Annotated in this window: 6 protein-coding genes and 1 pseudogene; 3 read left to right on the forward strand and 4 right to left on the reverse strand. The window is 57.4% G+C overall.

The features are described 5' to 3' along the window. Positions 1-282 (reverse strand): annotated as a pseudogene (locus RSSM_RS23720) (BBP7 family outer membrane beta-barrel protein); the annotation flags it as partial. Between the two features lie 356 nt (positions 283-638). On the opposite strand from RSSM_RS23720, the gene RSSM_RS23725 reads away from it, so the two are divergent. Continuing rightward, positions 639-2795 (forward strand): preprotein translocase subunit SecA, encoded by a 2157-nt coding sequence (locus RSSM_RS23725; protein ID WP_044303476.1) that lies wholly within the window; start codon positions 639-641, stop codon positions 2793-2795. Between the two features lie 75 nt (positions 2796-2870). Here RSSM_RS23725 and RSSM_RS23730 read toward each other — a convergent pair whose 3' ends face one another. Further along, positions 2871-3644, reverse strand: a complete 774-nt coding sequence (locus RSSM_RS23730; protein WP_008685483.1) for a hypothetical protein — start codon at positions 3642-3644, stop codon at positions 2871-2873. A gap of 2 nt (positions 3645-3646) precedes the next feature. After that, entirely contained in the window at positions 3647-5047 is a 1401-nt protein-coding gene (locus tag RSSM_RS23735; RefSeq protein WP_008685486.1) for a hypothetical protein, read from the reverse strand. Between the two features lie 15 nt (positions 5048-5062). On the opposite strand from RSSM_RS23735, the gene RSSM_RS33355 reads away from it, so the two are divergent. Both RSSM_RS33355 and RSSM_RS23740 read left to right on the forward strand, forming a co-directional pair. Further along, complete coding sequence (locus RSSM_RS33355; RefSeq protein ID WP_144060073.1) at positions 5063-5602, forward strand: hypothetical protein; 540 nt, start codon at positions 5063-5065, stop codon at positions 5600-5602. Beyond that, the gene (locus RSSM_RS23740; RefSeq protein WP_201767225.1) at positions 5553-6173 is read left to right on the forward strand and encodes a hypothetical protein; all 621 of its coding nucleotides are present in this window, start codon (positions 5553-5555) and stop codon (positions 6171-6173) included. Before RSSM_RS33355 ends, RSSM_RS23740 begins: the two co-directional genes overlap by 50 nt. Positions 6174-6273: 100 nt before the next feature. Here RSSM_RS23740 and RSSM_RS23745 read toward each other — a convergent pair whose 3' ends face one another. Then, positions 6274-6606, reverse strand: coding sequence for a tRNA-binding protein (locus RSSM_RS23745; RefSeq protein WP_008685490.1), 333 nt, complete (start codon positions 6604-6606; stop codon positions 6274-6276). Between the last annotated feature and the right edge of the window lie 297 nt (positions 6607-6903).

Genomic DNA, 6903 nt, shown 5'->3' on the forward strand with positions numbered 1-6903 from the left:
ATGCTGAGCTTCCTCAGCAGACTCCTCGTAGTTGGCTTCGTATTGTTGATCGCCAACGCTGGACTGCGGAGAGTCCTCGTTGTACAGGTCGGCAACGTAGTCGGAGCTGTCGGCGTAGTATGCGTCTTCGCCGAGCTCGCTCTCGTAACCGTTGTCGGCCGCATTAGCGGCGGTCGTTCCTGCTGACAGCAAAGCCGTCAACGCCAGCATCTTCCATTTGGTTTTCATATTGTTCTTCATTAGGATTCTCGTGTAGTCCGGGAACACGGGATTGATCTGCATAATGGAATCGACCATTTCATCTGGAGTATTCAGATCGAACGGATCACTAGGAACAGATGACGCAAATTGCCTGAATTGAAACGGATTGGCCGGACATCTTCTCTAAGTTGCCAGGAATCGGTCTAAAATCCCGTTTCCCGGCCGCATGATCTCGTCCGAGCGGCCCTTTTGAACGTAAAACCGAACGCCGGAAGGGTATGATTTAGGTGCAAAGCCACTAAATTCCCTATCGCGGGGCTGGCTGGTTTCCCCGTTTTCGTCCCGCCGTCGGGATACCGGTTTGCCGGCGGTTTGAATCGCAACCCGTCTCTGTGCCTTTTCCGTTTCCTACTGCGATCCCAAACGACGTTGAAACGATGTCCGATTCGACAATCTCTCGCTCCAACTCCTCTGATGACGCCGCCCCACCATCGGGCGGTGGCGGGGACGCGGAAAACGTCGCAGGGGACGGCATCAACGAGGCGACCGAAACGTCCATGACGGATCCCAATGCGTTGCCTGGCGTTCCTGCCCCGGCGACTGCACCCGATGTTGCCAACAAACGCCGCTCGGGTGATCCCAGCGCGTCGGGCAATTCGATGTTCAAACTGCGGAACCTGCGTCCCCGCATGGTTCGTTGGCGACGGCAACTCGCCCGAGTGAATGAGTTCGAACCGATGCTGCAAGCCGAAGATGATGCGTCGATTCGCAAACGCAGCCTCGCGCTGCGGTACCGCGCAATGGCAGGCGAGAAACTCAGCGCGTTGCTGCCCGAAGGCTATGCGTTGTGCCGCGAGGCGGGCCGGCGTGCTTTGTCGATGCGACACTACGACGTGCAGATCGTCGGCGGCATCGCTCTGTTCGAAGGGCACATCGCCGAGATGCAGACCGGGGAAGGGAAAACGTTGACCGCGACGTTGCCGTTGTACTTGCATTCGCTCGTCGGCAAAGGAGCCCACCTCGCAACGGTGAACGATTACCTCGCCCGTCGTGACGCGGAGTGGATGACGCCGCTCTTCGAGATGCTAGGCGTCAGCGTCGGGATCATTCAAACCGAAAACGATCAGGGGGCTCGTCGTAAGAGTTACTCGTGTGCGGTTACCTACGGCACGGCGAAAGAGTTCGGGTTCGACTTCCTTCGTGATCGGTTGTTGCTGCGTGCTCAGAACCGAATGCAAACTGAGATGCTCGGCGGCGGCGACGGCGGGTTTTCCGATTCGGGTGACCAAGTCGTGATGCGCGGCATGCACTTCTGCCTCGTTGACGAAGCCGACAGTATCTTGATCGACGAAGCACGTACGCCGTTGATCATCGGCAGTCTCGAGGACACCGTCCGTGATCAGATCGTCGAGTCTTATCGCTGGGCGTCCGAACACGCGCCGAGTTTTGAATTAGACGAGCATTTCGAGATCGATAACGAAACGAAACAATACGAATTGACCGCACGAGGACGCGGACGCGTGCGAGCGTTGCCCAAAAACGATCTCGTGCGAACGATGGGCTTGGTTGATCTGTACGAGTACATCGAGCGAGCGATCAAGGTGCATCGCGAATTCCTGCTCAACCGCCAATACGTGATCCGTCCGAGCGAGAAGGATCCCAATGTTGACGAGATCGTCATCGTCGATGAGTTCACCGGGCGTCTGGCCGAAGGGCGCAAGTGGCGGGACGGCATCCACCAAGCGATCGAGTCGAAAGAAGGATTGGACATCAGCGTGCCGACGGGGCAGGCGGCGCGGATCACGGTGCAGGATTTGTTTTTGCGATACCCGCACCTAGCCGGAATGACCGGTACCGCTGCGACCAGCGCCAGCGAAATGCGACGGATCTATCGCACGCCAGTCGTCCGAGTTCCGACCAACCGTCCGCCACAGCGAATCGAGTTGCCTCCGAAGGTGTTCGGGACGCTCGAGTCCAAGTTTCAAGCGATCGCTGAGGAAGTCCGGGACGTGCACGCGACCGGACGCCCGGTCTTGATCGGGACGCGTTCGATCGACAAAAGCGTGTTGCTGTCGAATTTGCTCACCGAAATGGGGATCGCACACGAAGTTCTGAACGCGAACAATGTCGAACGGGAAGCCGAAATCGTGTCCGCCGCTGGAGGTCTGGGGCGCGTCACGGTGGCGACGAACATGGCAGGTCGGGGAACGGACATTAAGTTAGCCGACGAGGTCGAAAGCATCGGCGGGATGCACGTGATCTGCACCGAACTTCACGACGCCGCTCGCATCGACCGCCAGTTGATCGGGCGTTGCGGACGGCAGGGTGACCGTGGATCGTATCGCCAGTACCTGTCGCTCGATGATGACATTCTCAAAGGCGGACTCGGTGTGCCAAAGTCGCAAAAACTCAAAGCACGCGGTGCGGCCAACACGGGCAGCGCCGACCGAATGGCGAACCTGTTCACCCGTGCTCAACGCAAAGTCGAACGCAAACACTTCCGGGACCGCATGGTGTTGATGCATCACGAGAAGGAACGCAAGAAAATGCAGCGTGAAATCGGCCAGGACCCGTATCTCGACACACCCGATTGATGCCTCCGATCCTGGATCTTTCACGGAAATCCAATCCTGCGGCGTGTCGCCGACACACGGCGTTTGGTTGGCCCCTTATTGCAATTTTTTTCGGCTGATGCGATCGATCTCTCGCGGAGTCAACTCGCGGAGGTATCCTCTCTCGAGCATGAGATCGAATCGTCGTTGGTTCATTTCATCGTACGCCTGCAGGGCTTCGTCTTGGCCCAGACAACGCGGCGGGTAGTGATTCTGTTGAATGCGTCGTTGGTGTGCCTGCAATGCTTTTGGCAGTCCTTGTTTCTCATCGAGAAAGACTGTGTCGATGTGGTCGCATTTGAATGCGTCTTGCAGGGCGAGGTCGTTCTTGTGTGCCATCGCGGTCATCACCTCCGTCACCGCGACGGTGGAATCGGAAGGGTAGCGTTTGGATTCCAGTAGTGAGTTGAATTCAGCGACTCGGCGTTCTTCGACTCCACCTGCCCCAGGAATTTGAAACCAATCCAGGTATGCAAGGATCGTGGAATCTGAGCTGATCAGGACGATGGACGCAGACTCTTTGGCGCCGATGTTGTTTTCGACGGAGTATCGTAGCGACGTGAATCCGAGATCGGTCAATTGTTCGAGCCAATCCGCCCACCGTGACATCGCTCGGGGAGGCATCAAGTTTCGGTCGAGCACCGTTTCGCTGCCGATGCCGCCTATCCCATGTGACGGCAAAATCCGAACGCCCAACCACCGACGCAATCGAAACCAAAACGTTACTGCGAAGGAGATCGGTAGCGGAACGACCTGTCCAATCGCGTTGACCATCAACCCGAAAGGCATCGCGTCGATCGATTCGCCGTAGTAACGCTCGCGGGAGGTCATCGTTACAACAGCTCTTTCAGTTCATCGTCCTCATCGACGTGCTTCTCGATGTCCTGCAGCGGAGGCAATCCCGCGGCGAGCAACAGTTGATCGAGTCGCGCACGACGCTCGGCCGGATCGAGAGGTCCGGCAACCGGTGCGCGAGTCTCCGCGGCGTCCTGGTCACGGGCGAACATGCCGATCGAACTGTCGTTGAACTTCCGTTTGAACTTTCGTTCGACCAGCTTGAACACGATCGCCACGCCGACCACGACGACTCCGATCGTGATCAACGCCGCTTGCATCTTTCCGGCGATCAAACCAAACAGCAGCACCGGCAAACAGATCAGTACCGTCAAACAGCCGACCCCTTTCACGACCGTCTTTTTCAGTTGGCCACCCAACGCACCGATGATGTTGCCCAAATCGATGCGTTTGGTCGACAGGATTCTCGGCGTCAGCGTCGCCAACGCTTCCTCGTCGGTCATCGGGATGCCAATCGGTCCGCTAACCGCACAGTGATCGGTGTACCCATTTTCTGCCCATTGGACGTGCCACTGTTGCCAACTTCGTTGTAATACGGCCAGATCACGCCGCGCCTGATGGTTGCCCCAATACCCGATCTCTCGACGTTTGAAGTCGAACCAAATGCCCTCGGTCACCACGGACTCCGGGGGCACGTCATTCGGCTTTAGTGCGAGCAGTTGGCGGAAGGCGTTCTTGTCGCACAGGAACAAATCGCGAGAGAGCTCTTCGAGGTGGCGATGCCGAACGACGCCTTGTTCGTTGATCAGCGTGATCCATGCTCGTGGTGAATCATCCTCAAATTCGCCGGGTTCATCCTCCTCTTCGTCTTCATCGAGTTCGTCTTCGTCGTAGATACCCGCGGCATCGCGAACCGTCTCGGGTCTGTCGCCGAGTCGCTCTTCTTTGGATTCGATCAGCCGCGTTTGAGAACGTTGAGGCGGCGCGTCGGCGAACTCCTCGTCGCTAAACTCCTCGTCGAGCTTGTCTTCGTCGGCATCCTGATCTTCGAAATCGTCGTCTTCGACATCTTCATCTTCCAGCTCGACACCCGCCGCGTTTGCGAGCGATTGCAATCCGTGCACCGCGTACTCGACGTCGTATCCTTGCCAAGCCGTTTCTAGCAGCGTGTTCAAAACGTTGCTCACGCGGGGAACGCTCAACGCCTCGTCATCGCCGTCCCAGGTGATTTTGCGTCGATCGTGGTCGACCACCACGCCGCCGCAGGATTCCGCGAACCAGTCCCCGTCGTCGTCATGCGGTTGTTCTCCGGCCAACCACGAGTCCAACGCGTCGGGGCCCCAAACGAGATTTCGGTACAGAAAAACGTGGGCCCATCGGTCGTAGTAGAAACGCTTTTCGTGGTCGCGTATCACGACAAAGACAGCAGGCTCGCTCACGTCACTGTTCCTGGGTTGATAGCTATCGCTGGTCTTAAAGCTATTGCTGGTTTCATGCGAGCCGGTGAAAACTGCCGGGAGCAGCGACTTTCTCCGTCTGTGCAGAAGTTTGGTCTCGATGTCGATCCGTTCTCGACGCGAATCACAGCACCGATCACACCGTTAATTTTCGCGCGGATCTCGATGAGAAGATTAGGCTCGAAGCCTATCCGCATCGCCAACCGCGTGCAACAAATTGAACCGCAGAACCGACATGTTCATTCGCGAACGCTGACCTCGAAATCGCTTGCCCAGCGGGGCTCGACCTGCAACGATACAGTTGTGTTTTCACATCGGCCGCCTTTTCTTCGCGACGAAACCCATGCTTTCACAAACACGCCGCTCCTGCGGCGATTCGTACAGAAATCCGGCTATCGCGGCCACGCGGCGTTCTTCAATCGTGCGATGGATGGTTTTGATCGTGGCATGGGGGTGTGTGAATATCTGCACGGAAGCGTTCGGTCAGTTGATCCAACAAACCGTTCCGAATCAAAACATCGGATCGTCCTTCTTTGAAAACAACGGCGTGCAGTGGAACGTCAACGGCCCCGGTTTCTTTGCCAATTTCGGCGGGCAAGCGACGGTGCCGTTTGGCAACCCTGATGCGAATTCGGGACTGCGGACTGGTGTGGGGATCTCCGGCGGCGGAATCAGCGGCGGCGTTGGGCTGAATTTCTCCCAAGGCAGCAGTCGCAGCAACGTCTCCTCGTCCGCTTCAGTGACCACCATGAACGGCATGCCAGGGGCGATCTCCAGCCAAGTCGTTCGGCCGTTTGTGACGGGAGTCGTCCCGGTCGTTGGCGGGCAGAATTTCTCCTCGAGCCTGCCCCCGCTTCCGCCATCACCAACCGCGGTGTTCGGTGAGTATCAACGTTCGCAGGTCGCCGAGTTGCAGCAACGCAAGGTCGCCCAACAGGATGCCACTCAAAAGAAAGCTCGCTACGTTTTCGAGCGAGGTCAGCGTGCCGAGGAGGATGGCAACCTGCGAATGGCACGGGCAAACTATCAAACCGCTCTGCGGACCGCGCAAGGTCAACTGCGTTTGGAAATCATGATGCGGATGCGAGCGAGAGGTTGGCGGTACTGAGTCTCGCCGGCGTGGTCGATACGGCGTCCGCTGCTAGCATTCAACCCGGTCCTCAATCAACCCGATCCTCAATCAACCCGGTTCTCAATAAAGACTGCGATCAATAGAGTCGGCCGCCGTTCGGTACGGGACGTTCGGGCTGCAGCAAGACCACGTTGCCGTTTTGATCGGGCACCCCGAGCGTGAGGACTTCGGATTGATGCTTGCCGATTTGCCGCGGAGGAAAATTGGTGACACACATCACTTGTTTTCCCGCGAGTTCGTCGCCTTCGTAGTTGGGGATCAACCTCGCGAGCGATTTTTTCACGCCGAGATCATCGCCGAAGTCGATTCGGAGTATGTGTGTGGAGTATTTCCCATCCGGAAACGGCGTCACGTCGACAACACGGCCAACGCGAATTTCCAGTTTTTCAAAATCTTCCATCGTCGCCATTACGTGGCATGCCTTTGTTGAATCGAATTCGCGATCCAGCCGATCGGTACCCCACGACCGGTATGAACGCATATTGGTTGAAATTTCGTAGGCCGGACCAAGCACAGCGCCGTTCCGGCAAGTTTTCGCCTGCCGGATACGCGTCGCAGAGCCTCCTTCATCCGGCCTACTCGAGAAATCTATTTGATGATTGATGTTGGTCGCGGTTGTTGCGCGATAACCGATGCTAACTCGCGTCGGCTGATTCTGGCGTGACGTTGTTGCGGGCGAATTGGTAGGCCGGACCAAGCGACAGCG

Source organism: Aporhodopirellula sallentina SM41 (assembly GCF_000346505.1).
GTDB lineage: Bacteria > Planctomycetota > Planctomycetia > Pirellulales > Pirellulaceae > Rhodopirellula > Rhodopirellula sallentina.

Excerpts from the sequence above, each read along its gene's own strand:
- RSSM_RS23725 (WP_044303476.1), top strand. The coding sequence starts at position 639 with ATGTCCGATTCGACAATCTCTCGCTCCAACTCCTCTGATGACGCCGCC.
- RSSM_RS23745 (WP_008685490.1), bottom strand. The coding sequence starts at position 6,606 with ATGGCGACGATGGAAGATTTTGAAAAACTGGAAATTCGCGTTGGCCGT.
- RSSM_RS23730 (WP_008685483.1), bottom strand. The coding sequence starts at position 3,644 with ATGACCTCCCGCGAGCGTTACTACGGCGAATCGATCGACGCGATGCCT.